This window comes from Stenotrophomonas sp. YJH_SMC_110, assembly GCF_059369255.1.
This window is the reverse complement of the sequence record NZ_JCAFSM010000004.1, coordinates 167612-185038: the sequence shown is the minus strand read 5'-3', so window position 1 is coordinate 185038 and position 17427 is coordinate 167612. Positions and strand designations below refer to the sequence as shown.

Annotated in this window: 11 protein-coding genes, 3 tRNA genes and 1 pseudogene; 8 read left to right on the top strand and 7 right to left on the bottom strand. The window is 67.4% G+C overall.

All coding sequences use genetic code 11. The annotated features are described in order from the left end of the window. Positions 1–333: 333 nt before the first annotated feature. Both asnB and AC5P6H_RS09965 read left to right on the top strand, forming a co-directional pair. Positions 334–2025 carry an asparagine synthase B gene (gene asnB, locus AC5P6H_RS09970; protein ID WP_046429732.1) on the top strand — a complete coding sequence of 564 codons (1692 nt, stop codon included), beginning with the start codon at positions 334–336 and terminating at the stop codon, positions 2023–2025. Positions 2026–2126: 101 nt separating this feature from the next. After that, a complete protein-coding gene (locus AC5P6H_RS09965; protein ID WP_014646517.1) occupies positions 2127–3515 on the top strand; it encodes a cation:proton antiporter domain-containing protein in 1389 nt (462 codons plus the stop codon). An 82-nt stretch (positions 3516–3597) separates the two neighbouring features. Here the strand turns inward: AC5P6H_RS09965 and AC5P6H_RS09960 are convergent, their stop codons facing one another. Then, the gene (locus AC5P6H_RS09960; RefSeq protein ID WP_075075667.1) at positions 3598–5925 is read right to left on the bottom strand and encodes a penicillin acylase family protein; all 2328 of its coding nucleotides are present in this window, start codon (positions 5923–5925) and stop codon (positions 3598–3600) included. 124 nt (positions 5926–6049) lie between these two features. On the opposite strand from AC5P6H_RS09960, the gene bfr reads away from it, so the two are divergent. Beyond that, entirely contained in the window at positions 6050–6538 is a 489-nt protein-coding gene (gene bfr, locus AC5P6H_RS09955; protein WP_005408763.1) for a bacterioferritin, read from the top strand. 318 nt (positions 6539–6856) lie between these two features. On the opposite strand, the gene parC is transcribed toward bfr, so the two are convergent. Both parC and AC5P6H_RS09945 read right to left on the bottom strand, forming a co-directional pair. Next, positions 6857–9100, bottom strand: coding sequence for a DNA topoisomerase IV subunit A (gene parC, locus AC5P6H_RS09950; protein ID WP_495202570.1), 2244 nt, complete (start codon positions 9098–9100; stop codon positions 6857–6859). Between the two features lie 60 nt (positions 9101–9160). Beyond that, positions 9161–10040: pseudogene (locus AC5P6H_RS09945) on the bottom strand (helix-turn-helix domain-containing protein). A 175-nt stretch (positions 10041–10215) separates the two neighbouring features. Here AC5P6H_RS09945 and emrR point away from each other — a divergent pair. The 4 genes from emrR to emrB are packed head-to-tail and all read left to right on the top strand — an operon-like array spanning position 10216 to position 14936. Then, positions 10216–10659: a multidrug efflux system transcriptional regulator EmrR gene (gene emrR, locus AC5P6H_RS09940; protein ID WP_014646521.1), complete on the top strand. Its 444-nt coding sequence runs from the start codon at positions 10216–10218 to the stop codon at positions 10657–10659. Beyond that, positions 10656–12149 (top strand): multidrug efflux transporter outer membrane subunit EmrC, encoded by a 1494-nt coding sequence (gene emrC, locus AC5P6H_RS09935; RefSeq protein WP_046429738.1) that lies wholly within the window; start codon positions 10656–10658, stop codon positions 12147–12149. The genes emrR and emrC overlap by 4 nt, the downstream gene beginning before the upstream one ends. A gap of 11 nt (positions 12150–12160) precedes the next feature. Next, positions 12161–13342 (top strand): multidrug efflux MFS transporter periplasmic adaptor subunit EmrA, encoded by a 1182-nt coding sequence (emrA, locus tag AC5P6H_RS09930; protein ID WP_032956867.1) that lies wholly within the window; start codon positions 12161–12163, stop codon positions 13340–13342. Positions 13343–13349: 7 nt separating this feature from the next. After that, positions 13350–14936, top strand: a complete 1587-nt coding sequence (emrB, locus tag AC5P6H_RS09925; protein WP_005408769.1) for a multidrug efflux MFS transporter permease subunit EmrB — start codon at positions 13350–13352, stop codon at positions 14934–14936. A gap of 152 nt (positions 14937–15088) precedes the next feature. Here the strand turns inward: emrB and AC5P6H_RS09920 are convergent. Beyond that, positions 15089–15173 (bottom strand) — tRNA-Leu (locus tag AC5P6H_RS09920). 50 nt (positions 15174–15223) lie between these two features. After that, positions 15224–16123, bottom strand: coding sequence for a LysR family transcriptional regulator (locus AC5P6H_RS09915; protein ID WP_134966017.1), 900 nt, complete (start codon positions 16121–16123; stop codon positions 15224–15226). 98 nt (positions 16124–16221) lie between these two features. Between AC5P6H_RS09915 and AC5P6H_RS09910 the strand changes: the two genes are divergently transcribed. Beyond that, positions 16222–16968 carry a sulfite exporter TauE/SafE family protein gene (locus AC5P6H_RS09910; RefSeq protein WP_014646526.1) on the top strand — a complete coding sequence of 249 codons (747 nt, stop codon included), beginning with the start codon at positions 16222–16224 and terminating at the stop codon, positions 16966–16968. Positions 16969–17024: 56 nt separating this feature from the next. Here the strand turns inward: AC5P6H_RS09910 and AC5P6H_RS09905 are convergent. Next, positions 17025–17109 (bottom strand) — tRNA-Leu (locus AC5P6H_RS09905). Between the two features lie 207 nt (positions 17110–17316). Continuing rightward, positions 17317–17401: transfer RNA gene (locus AC5P6H_RS09900), tRNA-Leu, on the bottom strand. Positions 17402–17427: the final 26 nt, after the last annotated feature.

Sequence of the window (17427 nt, the reverse complement as noted above, 5' to 3'; positions counted from 1 at the left end):
TTACACGTTTCACGGCGCGCCATTATGCGCGCCGGGGAGTGGTTGCCAACGCAACGGTTGCGCTGCGCCGGAAAGCGGGGTAGGGTCGATGCCATGTCGATCCGCCTGGCCACCGCCGTCAATAACAACAACCGCAATAATCTGCGCGCGAATAATCGTGCGCGGCCGATGCGGGACTGCGCCCTGGGTAGATAGACAGCAACACACGCCCGGACACCAGAAAACCCGCATCAGCCGATGCGGGTTTTTTTGTGCCCGGGCGCAGCCTGCCCGGGCCTGGATGGCCGGTCGAACACCTTCCCACCCGTGAAATTCCCCAACAGGAGCTCCCCCATGTGTTCGATCTTCGGAATCTTCGGCCTGCAGGCCGGTGACGATCTTCCCACCCTGCGCCGCCACGCGCTGGAACTGTCGCAACGCCAGCGCCACCGTGGCCCGGACTGGAGCGGCGTGTACCTCGACGAAGGTGCGCTGCTGGTCCATGAACGGCTGGCCATCGTCGATCCGGCCGGTGGTTCGCAGCCGCTGCTGTCGGCCGATGGCCAGCTGGCGCTGGCGGTGAACGGCGAGATCTACAACCACCAGGCGTTGAAGGCGGCGCTGACCACCACCTACGACTTCCAGACCGGCTCGGACTGCGAGGTGATCAACGCGCTCTACCGCCAGGGCGGCGCGCCGGCGCAGTGGCTGGAACAGCTCAACGGCATCTTCGCCTTCGCGCTGTGGGACCGTGACAGTGGACGCGTGCTGGTGGCGCGCGACCCGGTGGGCGTGGTGCCGCTGTACTGGGGCCACGATGCCCAGGGGCGCTTGCGCGTGGCCTCGGAAATGAAGGCGCTGGTCGATACCTGTGCCGATGTCGCGCAGTTCCCGCCGGGCCACTATTTCGACAGTGCCAGCGGTGAGCTGGTGCGCTACTACCAGCAACCGTGGCGCGACTACGCCGACGTGCAGGGCCGCCAGGCCGATCTGGCTGAACTGCGCCAGGCGTTCGAGCATGCGGTGGAGCGCCAGCTGATGAGCGATGTGCCTTATGGCGTGCTGCTGTCCGGTGGCCTGGACTCGTCGCTGGTGGCGGCGGTGGCCGCGCGCTATGCACGTCGTCGCATCGAGGATGGGGGACAGACCGAAGCCTGGTGGCCGCGCCTGCACTCGTTCGCGATCGGCTTGAAGGGCTCACCCGATCTGGCCGCCGCAGCGATCGCCGCCGAAGCGCTGGGCACCGTGCATCACGGTTTCGAGTACACGTTCGAGGAAGGCCTCGATGCGCTGCCGGAGGTGATCCGCCACATCGAGACCTACGACGTCACCACCATCCGCGCATCGACGCCGATGTTCCTGCTGGCGCGGCGGATCAAGGCGATGGGCGTGAAAATGGTGCTCTCCGGCGAGGGCAGCGACGAGATCTTCGGTGGCTACCTGTACTTCCACAAGGCACCGGATGCGCGTGAATTCCACGACGAGCTGGTACGCAAGCTCGACGCCCTGCACAACTACGACTGCCTGCGCGCCAACAAGTCGATGATGGCCTGGGGCGTGGAGCCACGCGTGCCGTTCCTCGACCGTGAGTTCCTCGATGTGGCGATGCGCTTCGATGCCGCACACAAGATGGTCGGTGCCGGTTTTGGCGGCCGCCGCATTGAGAAGGCCGTGTTGCGCGAGGCGTTCGACGGCTACCTGCCGGACAGCATCCTGTGGCGGCAGAAGGAACAGTTCAGCGATGGCGTGGGCTATGGCTGGATCGATGGGCTGAAGGCACATGCCGAGGCGCAGGTGAGCGACCGTGTACTGGCGGCGGCCGACAAGCGCTTCCCGCACAACCCGCCGCAGACCAAGGAGGCGTACTACTACCGCCACCTGTTCGAGCAGTTCTTCCCGAGCCGGGCAGCGGCCGAGACCGTGCCGGGAGGCAAGTCGATCGCCTGTTCGTCGCCCGCGGCCATCGCCTGGGACGCCAGCTTCGCCGCGGCGGCAGATCCCTCCGGTCGCGCGATCGCCGGCGTGCACGAGCAGGCACTGGCCTGAGCACCCCCAAAAGGGGACGGAGGGGATTAAGTCGTTTGTGCCATTAACGCCTTAATCCCCTCCGTCCCCTTTTTGTATGATCGCCCCCTGCACATTGGGGAATGTTCATGGACGTACAGGCAGGCGGCAACGCGCCGCCCACGAAATGGGGATGGCGCTACCTGGCGTGGGCCGGGGTTCCGTTGCTGGCTGGCGTGCTGCTGGCGCGGTATGCCGGGCCGGCGGCGCCCGAGGCGGTTGCCCGTGCCTCCGTCGCCGCCGAAGGCGGCTGGGTGCAGCATCTGGCGTCTCCGCTGGGCCTGTTCCTGCTGCAGCTGCTGGTACTGCTGCTGGTGGCCAAGGGCGCGGGGGCGCTGCTCAAGCGCATGGGACAGCCGGCGGTGATCGGCGAAATGGCCGCTGGCCTGATGATGGGGCCGCTGGTGCTTGGCAGCCTGCTGCCGCAGCTGCATGGTGCGCTGTTCCCGGCCAGTTCGCTGGGCCCGCTGGGCATGCTCAGCCAGCTGGGCGTGCTGATGTTCCTGCTGGTGGCCGGTGCCGAACTGGACCTGGCGGCGCTGCGTGGCCGTCGGCGTTTCGCCTTTACCGTCAGCCATGCCGGCATTGCAGTGCCGTTCGTGCTCGGCGTCGCCTTGGCGATCTGGCTGTATCCGCAGCATGGCCCACAGGGTGTGGGCTTCACCGCATTCGCACTTTTCGTAGGCATCTCGATGAGCATCACGGCCTTCCCCGTGCTGCTGCGCATCCTGGCCGACCGCGGGATCACACAGACGCCGCTGGGGCAGACCGCGATCGCCTGCGCTGCCTTGGGCGATGCCACCGCGTGGTGCCTGCTGGCGCTGATCGTGGCTGCCGCCCAGGCCAGCGGCTGGTTGCCGGCCAGCCTCAACCTGGTGTGCGTGGTCGCGTTCGTGGCGCTGATGCTGGGGCTGGTGAAGCCGTGGTTCGCGCGCCGGCAGATTGCGCCGGGCCGTGAGGGGCGCTGGCTGCTCGGCATCCTGCTGCTGTCGCTGGGCAGTGCGCTGGTCACCGAGATGCTGGGCATCCACGCGCTGTTCGGCGCGTTCGCTGCGGGTGTCGCGGTATCGTCCAACGCGCAGCTGCGTGACCTGCTGATGGCACGTGTCGAGCCGTTCGCGGTCACGCTGCTGCTGCCGTTGTTCTTCGCCATGACCGGGCTGCGCATGCGCGCCGATGCGCTGCAGGCCAGCGACATCGTGCTGTGCGTGGTGGTGATCGCGGTGGCCACGACGGGCAAGCTGCTGGGCACCTTCAGTGCCGCGCGCAGTGCCGGCATGCCCACGCGCGAAGCGTGGCGGCTGGGCGCGCTGATGAACACCCGCGGCCTGATGGAGCTGATCGTGCTCAACCTGGGGTATGAGCTGGGCCTGCTCGGTGACCGCCTGTTCGCGGTGCTGGTGATCATGGCACTGGTGACCACGGCGATGACCGGGCCGCTGCTGAACCTGATCGAACGGCGCAGGGCCTGAGCGTTGAACGGTAGTGCCGGCCGCTGGCCGGCAACCTGATGATGCTGGACACACCTGCATGGATGCCGGCCAGCGGCCGGCACTACCGCGCTGGCACCAGTGTCATCACGTGCTGCGTCTTGCCCGGCAGGAACGGTGTCGGGCGCCCATGCACCCAGTCCTCGTGGCCGGCACCCCAGTACGGTGACAGCGGATGGCCGCTCTGGCCGCCGGGCATGTGCACGATGCCGTCGGCCTCGTGGCCGGGCGAGACCACCATGCGCTCGGAGGCGCCGAAGTTCGGCGTCTGCACGCGCGGCATGTCCCGGTCGCCGGGCAGGCGGTCGGCGGGCATGCACAGCCAGCGCTTGGCGATGTCCGGCAGCGCCCGTGCGATGGGGTGGCAGATCGCCGCGGTATTGCGTTCACCCCAGCTGCGCTTGGCCAGCGGCCCCTGCTTGGCCAGCTCACCCTCGGTACGGCGGGCGGCGTCGATCAGCAGCGCATCCCAGCTGTCGAAGGCCGGTGGCAGCAGGTTGGCCGGGCGCTGTTCCAGCATCGGCCAGGCCACGCCTTCCAGCTGTGCCAGGCGTGGGTCCAGGTAGGCATCGCCCAGCTGCGCGTTGGCCGGGGCCAGCAGTGCATCGGACAGCGTGGCCATGACCTGCGTGCGGAATTCACGCACCACCCGGTAGCTGACCGAACTGGCCGAGGCGCGCCCGCCCCATTGATGGCTGGCCTCCTTCAAACGCTTCAGCGCAGGGTCGTCACTGCGTTCGATGACGTCGTGCAGCAGAGCCCACCAGCGCTGCAGGAACACCGCGCGGTCGTCGAGCTGGATCGCCAGCAGGTCGTGCTCGTCGAAGCGCTCCTGGATTGCCAGCAGGTCGCGGATCTGCCGCGCCCGCGCACCCAGGTCATAGCCGCCGTTGCCGACGCTGGCGAGTGCCTCGCCGTCGAGGACGCGTCCATTGGCGGTCCACAGGCGATGGTTGGGGGGATCGATCAATGCCGGCGAGGCATCGCTGCGGATCGGCCACGGCGCGCAGCCCTGGTTGCTGGCGGCATTGAAGCCGGCCGGTGCACAGCCGGGGCCGCGGTCCGGGCGAGCGCCGATCAGGCGCCAGGCAATGCGCCCGCTGCGATCACCGACCACCAGGTTCTGTGCGGGGATGCCGGCACGGTCGGCGAAGTGCAGTGCACCGTCGAGGTCACCGGCGCGGGCCAGGTCAGCGAAATCCAGGCGTACGGCACCGGGCAGGTGTGCGACCCAGCGCAGGGCGTCGCCACTGCCATCGGCATGGGTATGCAGGATCGGCCCCCAGTCGGTTTCGCGCACCGCGAACAGCACGTCGGCCTGGCCGGCCACGGCGATGCGCTCTTCGTGCACGGTCACGGCGGCGTTGGCCGGTTCCGTGCGATAGTCCGCCGTGTCGATGTAGCTGTTGGTGAAGCCCCAGGCGACGTGCCCGTTGCTGCCGACGATCACCGCCGGCAGGCCCGGCAGGGAGAAGCCGGTGACATCGACCTGGCCGCCGGCGGCCTGCGGGTCGGGGTAGCGCAGGCGCACGCGGAACCACAGGCCGGGTGCACGCAGGCCCAGGTGCATGTCGTCGGCAACGATGGCGCGGCCGTCGGCGGTAAGCGCGCCGGCCACCGCGAAGTTGTTGCTGCCGATGACGTCGCCCTCTTCCTGCTCAGTGCCCGTTTTTCCCTTCAATGTGCGCAGGTCCAGCTGGCTGGCATCGGGCAGGGCGGCGTTGCCGGTGGGGTCGCCAAACAGCGGCGCATCCCATTCGGTGCCGTCGTGGGCGATCAGCGCGTACAGCGCCGGCGGCACCACTGCGCGGATGCGGCTGAGCGCAAGCTCGGTCTGGTTGCCGGGGTCCTGCAGGTCGGCATACATGGCCAGCCCGGTCAGCACGCTGTCGCTGGCCTGCCACGGTTGTGGTGATTGCCGCAGCAGCAGGTAGGCCCACGGGCGCACGGAGAGATCGGCCAGGCCTTCGTTGACGCCATCCACGTAGGCGCGCACGGCCGTGCCGTTGTCGCCCAGTGCGGCCTGCAGATTCGCCTCGGTGCGTGCACGCAGCCGATGCACGCGCATGCGCTTGTCGGCGTCGATGGCCTTCGGCCCGAACAGCGCCGACAGCTCGCCAGCGGCACTGCGGCGCATCAGGTCCATCTCGAAATAACGTTCCTGCGCGTGTACGCGGCCGAGCGCACGCATCGCGTCGGCCTGGCTGCCGGCAGTGATGGTGACCACGCCCAGCCCATCGCGCTCGATGGTGACCGGCTTGGCCAGCCCCGGCAGCGCATGCTCGCCGTCCAGGTCGGCCAGGCTGCCGCGCAGCAGCAGCCACAGCACCAGTGCGGTGACCAGCACGATGGCGATCAACACGCCCAGCACCCAACGCCATGTACGTCGCATCGCACGTCCTTTCCGAACTCGTGGGCCGATTGTAGCCGCAGGCGCAACTGCGACTGATTCCGATTAGATCACCGTATTTTGAAATGCGGCACCCTATGCCGCATCGATTCACAGGAGCCCCCCCATGAAAGGCAACCCGGACGTCATCGCCTGCCTGAAGGAACTGCTGCGCGGCGAGCTTGCTGCGCGCGACCAGTACTTCATCCATTCCCGCCGCTACGAGGACCAGGGCCTGTTCGCGCTGTACGAGCGCCTGAACCACGAGATGGAAGAGGAAACCCAGCATGCCGATGCGCTGCTCCGCCGGATCCTGTTCCTGGGTGGCGACCCGGACATGCGCCCGCATGCCACCGAGCCGGGCAAGACCGTGGAGGAGATGCTGCAGAAGGATCTCGATACTGAATACGCCGTTCGGAACAATCTCGCCGCCGGCATGAAGCTGTGCGAGGAGAAGGGCGATTACGTGAGCCGCGACATCCTGCTGGCGCAGCTGAAGGACACCGAGGAAGACCACGCCTGGTGGCTGGAGCAGCAGCTGGGCCTGATCAAGCGCATCGGCCTGGAGCTGTACCAGCTGAGCAAGATCGACGGCAACGGCGCCCCGGCGCACTGAGCGGGCATCGTTTTTGTAGAGCCGAGCCAATGCTCGGCTGCCTTCTGGTAGAGCCGACCGCTGGTCGGCTGCTCTGCAGAAAGCAGCCGACCAGCGGTCGGCTCTACCAGGAGCCAAAAGCAGCCGACCAGCGGTCGGCTCCACCAGCAGCACAGCGTTCTGTCGCCCGCCAGCACCGGAGCACCGCCAGCCAGCCTTCGCCCGCCAGCCGCTCCACCGCCCGCCAGCCGACAACGAAAAAGCCGGGGAATGCCCCGGCTTTTTCGTGCCTGGGGTCAGAGCCCTTTCCCATGGAAAGGGATCCGACCCCCGTACCTCTTATTCGACCGACAGCCCTTCCACCTTCTGCCAGCCGCGCGGCAGCAGGTGGCCGCGGGTGGCACGGGCGCCGAGGTAGGCGTCGAGCTCGTTGAACTTCAGGCCCATGGTGCGCTGGCCGCTGCGCACCTGCAGGGTCTGCCCCGGGCTGATCGCCACGATGGCGACCACGCGTTCGGTGGCGAGCTTGGCCTTCGGGATCTCGATGATCTTGTTGCCCTTGCCCTTGTCCAGTTCCGGCAGGTCGTTGGCGGCGATCGCCAGCAGGTTGCCGGAACTGGTCACCGCCACGATGCGGTCGGTGGCCACGTTGGCGACCATCGACGGGGTGAGCACCGACGAGCCGGACGACAGGTTCAGCATCGCCTTGCCGGCCTTGTTGCGACCGATCAGGTTCTCGAAGCGGGTGACGAAGCCGTAGCCGTGGCTGGAGGCCAGCACGAAGCGGGCATCCGGCTCGGCACTGGCCAGGGTCACGAAGCTGGTACCCGCTGCCGGCGAGAAGCGGCCGGTCAGCGGTTCGCCATTGCCACGCGCGGAGGGCAGGGTGTGCACCGGCGTCGAGTAGGCGCGGCCCTCGCTGTCGAGGAACGCGACCTGCTGGGTGCTGCGCGCACGCACTGCGCCCTGCAGGGCGTCGCCGTCGCGGTAGGACAGGGCGGACGCATCGACGTCGTGGCCCTTGGCCGCTCGGATCCAGCCCTTCTCCGACAGCACCACGGTCATCGGCTCGCTCGGCACCAGCTCGGTCTCGTCGATGGCCTGCGCGGCCTGGCGCTGCACCAGCGGCGAGCGGCGTGCGTCGCCGAACTTCCTGGCGTCGGCGGTCAGTTCGTCGCGGATCAGCTTCTTCAGCTTGGCCTTGCTGTCGAGGATGCCGAGGATCTTCTCGCGCTCCTTGGCCAGCTCGTCCTGCTCGCCGCGGATCTTCATCTCTTCCAGGCGGGCCAGCTGCTTCAGCTTGGTTTCCAGGATGTACTCGGCCTGTTCCTCGGACAGGCCGAAGCGCGCGATCAGCGCCGCCTTCGGTTCGTCCTCGGTACGGATGATGTGGATCACCTCGTCCAGGTTGAGGAAGGCGACCAGCAGGCCTTCCAGCAGGTGCAGGCGGCGCTCGACCTTCTGCAGGCGGTGCTGCAGGCGGCGGGTGACGGTGTTGCTGCGGAAGGTCAGCCATTCGCTGAGCAGCATCTTCAGGTTCTTCACCTGCGGACGGCCGTCCAGCCCGATCACGTTGAGGTTGACGCGGTAGCTGCGCTCCAGGTCCGTGGTCGCGAACAGGTGGCCCATCAGCTGGTCCGCGTCGACGCGGTTGGAACGTGGCACCAGCACCACGCGCACCGGGTTGGCGTGGTCGGATTCGTCGCGGATGTCCTCCAGCCACGGCAGCTTCTTGGCGCGCATCTGCGCGGCGATCTGCTCGATCACCTTCGACGGCGACACCTGGAACGGCAGCGCCGTCACCACGATGTTGCTGGCCTCCTTGGTGAAGGTCGCACGTGCACGCACGCTGCCGTTGCCGGTCTCGTAGATGTTCCGCAGGTCGTTGGCCGATGTGATGATCTCGGCGCTGGACGGATAGTCCGGGCCCTGCACGTGCTCGCACAGGTCGCGCACGCTGGCATCGGGGTTGTCCAGCAGGTGCAGCAGTGCGCTGACGATCTCGTTGAGATTATGCGGCGGCACGTCGGTGGCCATGCCCACGGCGATGCCGGTGGTGCCGTTGAGCAGCAGGTGCGGCAGCCGTGCCGGCATCCAGGTCGGCTCCTGCAGGGTGCCGTCGAAGTTCGGTGCCCAGTCGGTGGTGCCCTGGCCCAGTTCGCCCAGCAGCACTTCGGCGATCGGGGGCAGCTTGGATTCGGTGTAACGCATCGCCGCGAACGACTTCGGGTCGTCGCTGGAGCCGAAGTTGCCCTGGCCCTCGATCAGCGGATAGCGGTACGAGAACGGCTGTGCCATCAGCACCAGGGCCTCGTAGCACGCGCTGTCGCCGTGCGGGTGGTACTTACCGATGACGTCACCGACGGTGCGCGCGGACTTCTTCGGTTTGGACGCGGCATTCAGGCCCAGCTCGCTCATCGAATAGATGATGCGGCGCTGCACCGGCTTCAGGCCGTCGCCGATGAACGGCAGGGCGCGGTCCAGGACCACATACATCGAGTAGTCGAGGTAGGCGCGTTCGGCGTACTCGCGCAGCGGCAGTTGTTCGAATCCGTGGAACACGGGGCGGGCAAGTTCGGTCATGCGGCGTTGTTACCTGTTGTCGGGAGGCGGCGACGGCGGTCGCCGCTCGCAATCCTGTGATTATCCGGATGCGGCGGGGGATGCCAAGCCGCGCGCAGGGTCCAGCCCGGTTTCCAGGCCGTGCCCGGCCCGTGCCAGGTAGCGACCGGGCGGCAGCCCGAAGTGGCGGCGGAACACGGTAACGAACGCGCTGGCGCTGCTGAAGCCCAGCGCGTGGGCGATGTCGGCCACGCTGCGGCCGTCGGTCAGCTGGCGCAGGGCCTCTGACAGGCGCGCCTGCTGCCGCCACTGGGCGAAGCTGAGCGTGGTCTCGTCGCGGAAGTGACGGGTCAGGCTGCGCGGTGACAGACCGGCCCAATGCGCCCATTCGGCCAGGCTGCGTTCGTCGGAGGGGTCGGCCAGCAACTGCGAGGCGATCTTCAGCAGGCGCCGGTCGTGCGGCATCGGCAGGTGCATGCGCTGGCGCGGCGCGGTGCGGATCTCGTCCAGCAGCACGTCGATGATGTGCTGGCGCTCGGGCGTGGTGTCATGGCCGAGCGGCCATTCGCAGATGCGGTCGGCCAGCGCCTGCGCCAGCTTGGACAGGCCCAGCACGCAGGGGGGCGGCGGGCAGGGTGGCGCAGGCCGGTGCAGCCAGTGCCATGCCCCAGCCGCGCAACGGGCCGTCGAGGGTGACGGTGTGCGGTTCCAGCGGCGGCATCCAGCCGGCCGAGCCCGGCGCCAGCGACCACGTGCCATGCGAGGTGCGGGTGGTCAGCAGGCCGCGTTCGACGCAGATCAACTGGGCACGCTGGTGGTGGTGCCAGTCGACCTCGCGGGCCAGGCCCTGCTGGCTGTCGAAGCGGAAGGCGATGACCGGCGGGCCGTCGTTGCGCTCGAACCAGTCCAGTGCCTCATCTCTGAGTAGGCGTTTGGGAACCTGAATTTCTGCCTTGTTCATCATGTCCGCTGGCTGAAATGTGACATCCATTGGCTGGATTGTACTACCGGGCCACCTGACCAGATCATTAAGGTAGGCGCCTTCACTGATCGAGCCCGCTGCTGCAACACAGCATTCGATGCCAGATCGAATATTTCCATTGAGAAATATTTTTTTTGGAAGAGAATGCTCCCCCATGATCTGTCCTGCAACCACTCCTCCCAGCTTCGGCCTGCTGCTGCGCCAGGTGCGCGACGGCCTGGTGCGCCAACTCGACGCGTCCATGGCGGAAGAAGATCTGGGAATCGGCTTCACCCATTACATCGGGTTGAAGGTGCTTTCCCACATGGCGCCCTGCACCGCCAACGAACTGGCCCAGGCCATCGACCAGGTGCCCAGCGCGGTCACCCGCCTGCTGGACAAGCTGGAGGCGCTGGGCTGCGTCCGCCGCGAGGCGCATGCGCAGGACCGGCGGGCACTGCAGATCGTGCTGACCGACGAAGGCCGTGCGTTGTGGGCGCGGCTGAAGCTGCGCGGCGACGCGGTGATGGATTACGCGCTGCGTGATCTTTCCGCCGACGAGCGCACGCTGCTGCTGTCCCTCCTTACCCGAATCCGCGATTCACTGACGACCCCATGAACCCGATCCCGCATTCCACTCTCCGCCGGTCCGGGCGCGCGCTGCTGGTGTCAGCGCTGGCGCTGGCCCTGGCCGCCTGCGCCAGCAGTCGTGGCCTCAACCCGCAGGGCCACGTGCTTGACGTGGACAGCCTGCACAGCGAACGCACCCTGGCTGACACCGACCTGAGCGCCGCCGGCTTCCCGGCGCAGGACTGGTGGAAGGCACTGGGCGATGCGCAGCTGGACGCACTGGTCGCCGAAGGCCTGGCCGGTCATCCGAGCCTGGACGCCGCCGACGCGCGCCTGCGCCAGGCCCAGGCCCAGGTCGGTACCGCGCGCGCCGACGAGCTGCCCAGCCTGTCGGTGTCCGGCGGCTACACCGGCCTGCGCCTGCCCGAGTCGATGGTCGGCAGCGAGATGGGCGGCCGCTATGGCGGCAGCAGCCAGGTCGCCTTCGATTTCAGCTACGGCGTGGACCTGTGGGGCGGCAAGCGCGCTGCCTGGGAAGCCGCCGTGGATGGCGCGCATGCCGCCACCGTTGAAGCCCAGGCCGCACGCCTGAACCTGTCCACCGGCATTGCCCAGGCCTATGCCGACCTGGCCTACGCGTGGCAGCTCAACGACGTGGCCGAGGAAGAACTGACCCGCTCGCAGAAATCGCTGCAGCTGACCCGCCAGCGCCGCAGCGCCGGCATCGACAGCGATCTGCAGGTGCGCCAGGCCGAGGCCCGCGTGCCGGCCGCGCAGCAGCAGGTGCTGGCCGCGCAGCAGCGCATCGACGCCGCCCGCACCGCGCTGGCTGCACTGGTCGGCAAGGGGCCGGACCGTGGCCTGTCGATCCAGCGCCCGCAGCCGTTGAACCCGATGGCACTGCAGCTGCCGGGCGTACTGCCCAGCGAACTGCTCGGCCGTCGCCCCGACATCGTGGCTGCGCGCTGGCGCGTGGAAGCGGCCGACAAGCAGATCAAGGTCGCCAAGACCAAGTTCTACCCGAGCTTCAACCTGACCGCGCTGGCCGGCGTGGTCGCCCCGAACGTGGGTGACCTGCTGAAGAGCAGCTCGACCTTCGCCTACATCGGCCCGGCGTTGAGCCTGCCGATCTTCGAAGGCGGCAAGCTGCGCGCCAACCTGGCCAACACCGACGCGCAGTACGACCTGGCGGTGGCCAACTACAACCAGGCCGTGCTCGATGCACTGCGCGACGTCGCCGACCAGGTCAACGCGGTGCGCTCGCTGGCGCAGCAGGCGCACGCGCAGCAGCAGGCAGTGGACACCGCACGCTCGGCCTTCGACCTGGCCCAGCAGCGCTACCGCGCCGGCATCGGCAGCTACCTGGACGTGCTGACCGCGCAGTCCACCCTGCTGCAGTCGCAGCAGCAGCTGGCCGGCCTGCAGTCGCAGCAGGTGCAGACCTCGGTGCGCCTGAGCAAGGCGTTGGGCGGTGGTTTCCAGCCCGCCGACACCGACCGCGCACCGATCGCCTCCCATTCCGATTCCTCGCATTCCTGAAGACGCCCGCCATGAGCCAGACCCAAGACACCGCGGCCCCGGCCGCCCCCAACCGCCGCGGCAACCTGCTGCGCGGCCTGTTCGTGATCGTCGTGCTGCTGCTTGCCGCCCTGGCGCTGTGGTACTTCATGTTCGGCCGTTGGTTCGAAGAGACCGACGATGCCTACGTGCAGGGCAACCAGGTGCAGATCACCCCGCTGGTGGCCGGTACCGTGGTCGCCATCAATGCCGATGACGGCATGCGCGTGGAGCGCGGCCAGCTGCTGGTGCAGCTGGACCCGTCCGACACTTCGGTGGCGCTGCAGCAGGCCGAAGCCAACCTGGCCAAGACCGTGCGCCAGACCCGTGGCCTGTACCGCAGCGTGGAAGGCGCGCAGGCGGACCTGAACGCCCGCCAGGTGACCCTGAAGCGCGTGCGCGAGGACTTCGCCCGCCGCAAGGATCTGGCCGCCACTGGCGCCATTTCCAACGAAGAACTGGCCCACGCCCGCGACGAGCTGGCTGCGGCCGAAGCGGCCGTTGCCGGTTCGCGCGAGACCGTCGAGCGCAACCGCGCGCTGGTCGACGACACCGTGATCGCCACCCAGCCGGACGTGCAGGCCGCCGCCGCGCAGCTGCGCCAGGCCTTCCTCAACAACGCCCGCGCCGGCATCGTCGCGCCGGTCACCGGCTACGTTGCCCGTCGTTCGGTGCAGGTGGGCCAGCGCGTGCAGCCGGGCAATGCCCTGATGGCCGTGGTGCCGACCGAGCAGATGTGGGTCGAGGCCAACTTCAAGGAAACCCAGCTGCGCCATATGCGCCTGGGCCAGGAAGTGGAGCTGAAGTCGGACCTGTATGCCGGTGACGTGAAGTACAAGGGCCGCATCCAGAGCCTGGGCCTGGGTACCGGCTCGGCGTTCTCGCTGTTGCCGGCGCAGAACGCCAGCGGCAACTGGATCAAGATCGTGCAGCGCGTGCCGGTGCGCATCGCCATCGATGCCAAGCAGCTGGCCGAACACCCGCTGCGCATCGGCCTGTCGATGAAGGCCGAAGTGAGCCTGCGCGACCAGAAGGGTGAAGTACTGCCGAGCACCCCGGCCAAGGGCACCGTGTTCGACACCGACGTATATGCCAAGCAGCTGCATGATGCCGATGAGGTGATCCACACGATCATCCAGGGCAACCTGCCGCAGCAACAGGCAAAGGTGGGCTGAGGTCGCCATGTCCGCACAAGCTCCAGCCGCACCCGGCGCTCCGGGTGCACCGGCGGCGCCGGGTGCGGCCTCCGGGTTCCTGCCACCCAGCGTCGCCCTGTGCACCGTGGGCCTGGCGATGGCGTCGTTCATGCAGGTGCTCGACACCACCATCGCCAACGTTTCACTGCCGACCATCGCCGGTAATCTCGGCGCCAGCTCGCAGCAGGCGACCTGGGTCATCACTTCGTTCGCGGTCAGCACGGCCATCGCGCTGCCGCTGACCGGCTGGCTCAGCCGTCGCTTCGGCGAGCGCAAGCTGTTCGTCTGGGCCACGCTGGCCTTCGTCATCACCTCGCTGCTGTGCGGCCTGGCGCAGAGCATGGGCATGCTGGTGCTGTCGCGTGCGCTGCAGGGTTTCGTGGCCGGCCCGATGTACCCGATCACGCAGTCGCTGCTGGTCTCGATCTATCCGCGCGAGAAACGCGGACAGGCATTGGCGCTGCTGGCGATGATCACGGTGGTGGCGCCCATCTGCGGTCCGATCCTCGGTGGTTGGATCACCGACAACTACAGCTGGGAATGGATCTTCCTGATCAACGTGCCACTGGGCATCTTCGCCGCGCTGGTGGTGGGCAACCAGCTGAAGGGACGCCCGGAGCAGATCGAGAAGCCGAAGATGGACTACGTCGGCCTGGTCACCCTGGTGATCGGTGTCGGTGCCCTGCAGCTGGTGCTCGACCTGGGCAACGACGAGGACTGGTTCTCGTCGATGAAGATCGTGGTGCTGGCCTGCGTGGCGGTGGTGACGCTGACGGTGTTCCTGATCTGGGAGCTGACCGACAAGGATCCGATCGTCGACCTGAAGCTGTTCCGGCACCGCAACTTCCGCGCCGGTACGCTGGCGATGGTGGTGGCCTACGCGGCGTTCTTCAGCGTGGCGCTGCTGATCCCGCAGTGGCTGCAGCGTGACATGGGCTACACCGCGATCTGGGCAGGCCTGGCGACGGCGCCGATCGGCATCCTGCCGGTGATCATGACGCCATTCGTCGGCAAGTACGCATCGCGCTTCGACATGCGCATGCTGGCCACGGTGGCCTTCATCGTGCTGTCGATGACCAGCTTCCTGCGTTCGAACTTCAACCTGCAGGTGGACTACATGCACGTGGCCGGCGTGCAGCTGATCATGGGCATCGGCGTCGCGCTGTTCTTCATGCCGGTGCTGCAGATCCTGCTGTCGGACCTGGATGGGCGCGAGATCGCGGCGGGCTCCGGCCTGGCCACGTTCCTGCGTACGCTGGGTGGCAGCTTCGCGGCGTCACTGACGACGTGGCTGTGGGCGCGGCGTACCCAGGTGCACCATGCCGACCTGACCGAGCACATCTCGGCCTATCAGCCCGGCATGCAGGACCAGGTGACGGCGATGGGGCAGGGCGACCTGCAACACGGTGCAGCGGTACTGAACAACATGATCAACCACCAGGCATCGCAGATGGGCTTCAACGACATCTTCTTCCTGCTGGGCTGGATCTTCCTGGCGATCATCACGTTCCTGTGGCTGGCCAAGCCGCCGTTCGGCGCGGGTGCAGGTGCTGCCGCCGGCGGCGGGCACTGACCGTTCATTGCTGTTGAAACGCAGAAACCCCGCCGCAAGGCGGGGTTTTTCTTTTGGTGGATCCACGCCACGCATGGGTGGATCTCGGGCGTGAATTCCCAGACCCCGGAAACGAAAAAACCCGCTTTCGCGGGTTTGATCATCTTGAGTCGTGGTGCCCAGGAGAGGACTCGAACCTCCACGGTTTTACCCGCTAGTACCTGAAACTAGTGCGTCTACCAATTCCGCCACCTGGGCGACTCAGGAGATGAATTATGGGGAGCCACAGAAGATGTGTCAACAACATTTCACACTTTTTTCTGGGGCTGCACGCCCAGGTGATGCAGCAGGCTGCGCATCGCCGGTGACAGTCGTGTCCACTCGGCAAAGCACGCGCACAGGCGTCGTTGCGCCCACGCATCGGCGAGCGGTACGGCGACGGTGTGCGTGCTGCGCCGATGCTGGCGCGCGATGGTCCGCGGCACGATGCCGACGCCGATGCCGTGGCCGACCATGATGCACACGCCTTCGAAGGTCTTCATGCGGATGCGTACATCCAGGCGGCGCCCGATGTCGCGCGCCTGGTCCTCGATGTAGGTCTGCAGTGCATTGCCATCGGCCAGGGCAACGAAGGTCTCGCCGGCAACCTCGACGAAGGTCACGCTGCGCCGCGAGGCGAGGCGGTGATCGGCCGGCAGCAGCATCACCAGCGGGTCTTCGGCAACCACATGCTGCTGCAGGCCGGCAGCGTCGACCGCATCACTGATGATGCCGGCCTCGGCCTGGCCCGCATTGATCGCACGCACGACCTCGGGGCTGGTGCGCTCCAGCAGTTCCACATGCAGGCGTGGGCGTTCGGCCAGCCACGGCGCGAGCCGCGAGGGCAGGTAGTTGGTCAGCGCGGCGGTGTTGGCATACAGGTGCAGGGTGCCGCGCGCACCCTGCGCGAACGCCTGTAGTTCGCCACGCAGCTGTGCCTGCTGCTGCAGGATCAGGCGTGCGTGGTGGGCGAGGGCGGCGCCGGCCTCGGTCAGGCTGACGCCGCGTGGGTGCCGGTGCAACAGCGCGGTGCCGGCATCGGCTTCGATCGTGCGCAGGCGCTCGCTGGCTGAACCCAATGCCAGGTTTGCCTGTGCCGCGCCGGCGGTGATGCTGCCGGCTTCGGCGATTGCCAGGAACAGGCGCAGGTCGGCGATGTCCATCCGCATGTCGTGCCTCATTGCTGATCCGGCGCCTTCGGGTCAGCCGAAGGCTGGGCCGGGAAGACCGCATTGTGCGCCTGGCGAGGGCCCGGTCCAATGAAGCCATGCATGAATCGACATACTTCTATTTGCTGCTGGTGGTGGTGTTCGTGCTGGCCGGCGTGGTCAAGGGCGTGACAGGGATGGGGTTGCCGACGGTGGCGATGGGCCTGCTGGGCAGCACCCTGTCACCGGTGGCGGCGGCGTCGATGCTGTTCATTCCAACCTTCGTCACCAATGCGTGGCAACTGCTGTCCGGGCCGTCGCTGGGCCACATCGTGCGGCGTTTGTGGCCGATGATGCTTGCCGTGGTGGTGGTGACGCTGGGTTCGGCCGCACTGCTGGTGCGGGTCGATCGCACCTGGTCGCGCGTTGCGCTGGGCGTGGCATTGGTGGTCTATGCCGCCTATGCGTTGCTCGCGCCGGTGTTCCGCGTGCCGCAGCGGCGCGAGCGCTGGCTGGGGCCGCTGGTGGGTGCGCTGTCCGGCGTGGTGACGGGGGCGACGGGTGTGTTCGTGATGCCGGCGGTGCCGTACCTGCAGTCGCTGGGATTGCAGCGCGAGGAGCTGGTGCAGGCGCTCGGGCTGGCGTTCACCGTGTCGACGATTTCGCTGACCACCGGTCTGGTGCTGCACGGTGCGTTCGGCATCCAGCAGCTGGGGCTGAGTGCGCTGGCGGTGCTGCCGGCGCTGCTGGGCATGTGGCTGGGCCAGGTGATCCGGCAGCGCATCAGCGCGCGCGTGTTCCGCGCCTGCTTTCTGGGGTTCCTGCTGCTGCTCGGGCTGGAACTGGTGCTGCGGCCGTTGTTCTGATGCCGGATCCGGGGCATGAAAAAACCCGCTTTCGCGGGTTTTTCTCATTCTCGACGTGGTGCCCAGGAGAGGACTCGAACCTCCACGGTTTTACCCGCTAGTACCTGAAACTAGTGCGTCTACCAATTCCGCCACCTGGGCGTCGAGGAGCGAGATTATGGGGTGCCGTGACGGGGGTGTCAACACTTTTTGCTGATCCCGGGTCGGTTGCCGTTGCGCATGCGAAACGGGCTCTGCCCCCCATCTCACTCGCTTGGGGCCAGAGCCCTTTCCTCTGGAAAGGAATCCGACCCCGGCTGCCGGATCACAGGCAAAAAAAATCCCCGCCGAAGCGAGGAGTTTTTTCGTTGGTGCCCAGGAGAGGACTCGAACCTCCACGGTTTTACCCGCTAGTACCTGAAACTAGTGCGTCTACCAATTCCGCCACCTGGGCGTTCCAGAGGCGCAATTGTGAAGATG

What these genes read in the sequence shown, in the direction of transcription:
- emrC (WP_046429738.1), top strand. Translation starts at nt 10,656, where the DNA reads ATGAACCCGATCCCGCATTCCACTCTCCGCCGGTCCGGGCGCGCGCTG.
- emrR (WP_014646521.1), top strand. Translation starts at nt 10,216, where the DNA reads ATGATCTGTCCTGCAACCACTCCTCCCAGCTTCGGCCTGCTGCTGCGC.
- emrA (WP_032956867.1), top strand. Translation starts at nt 12,161, where the DNA reads ATGAGCCAGACCCAAGACACCGCGGCCCCGGCCGCCCCCAACCGCCGC.
- AC5P6H_RS09910 (WP_014646526.1), top strand. Translation starts at nt 16,222, where the DNA reads ATGCATGAATCGACATACTTCTATTTGCTGCTGGTGGTGGTGTTCGTG.
- asnB (WP_046429732.1), top strand. Translation starts at nt 334, where the DNA reads ATGTGTTCGATCTTCGGAATCTTCGGCCTGCAGGCCGGTGACGATCTT.
- bfr (WP_005408763.1), top strand. Translation starts at nt 6,050, where the DNA reads ATGAAAGGCAACCCGGACGTCATCGCCTGCCTGAAGGAACTGCTGCGC.
- AC5P6H_RS09960 (WP_075075667.1), bottom strand. Translation starts at nt 5,925, where the DNA reads ATGCGACGTACATGGCGTTGGGTGCTGGGCGTGTTGATCGCCATCGTG.
- emrB (WP_005408769.1), top strand. Translation starts at nt 13,350, where the DNA reads ATGTCCGCACAAGCTCCAGCCGCACCCGGCGCTCCGGGTGCACCGGCG.
- AC5P6H_RS09915 (WP_134966017.1), bottom strand. Translation starts at nt 16,123, where the DNA reads ATGCGGATGGACATCGCCGACCTGCGCCTGTTCCTGGCAATCGCCGAA.
- AC5P6H_RS09965 (WP_014646517.1), top strand. Translation starts at nt 2,127, where the DNA reads ATGTTCATGGACGTACAGGCAGGCGGCAACGCGCCGCCCACGAAATGG.
- parC (WP_495202570.1), bottom strand. Translation starts at nt 9,100, where the DNA reads ATGACCGAACTTGCCCGCCCCGTGTTCCACGGATTCGAACAACTGCCG.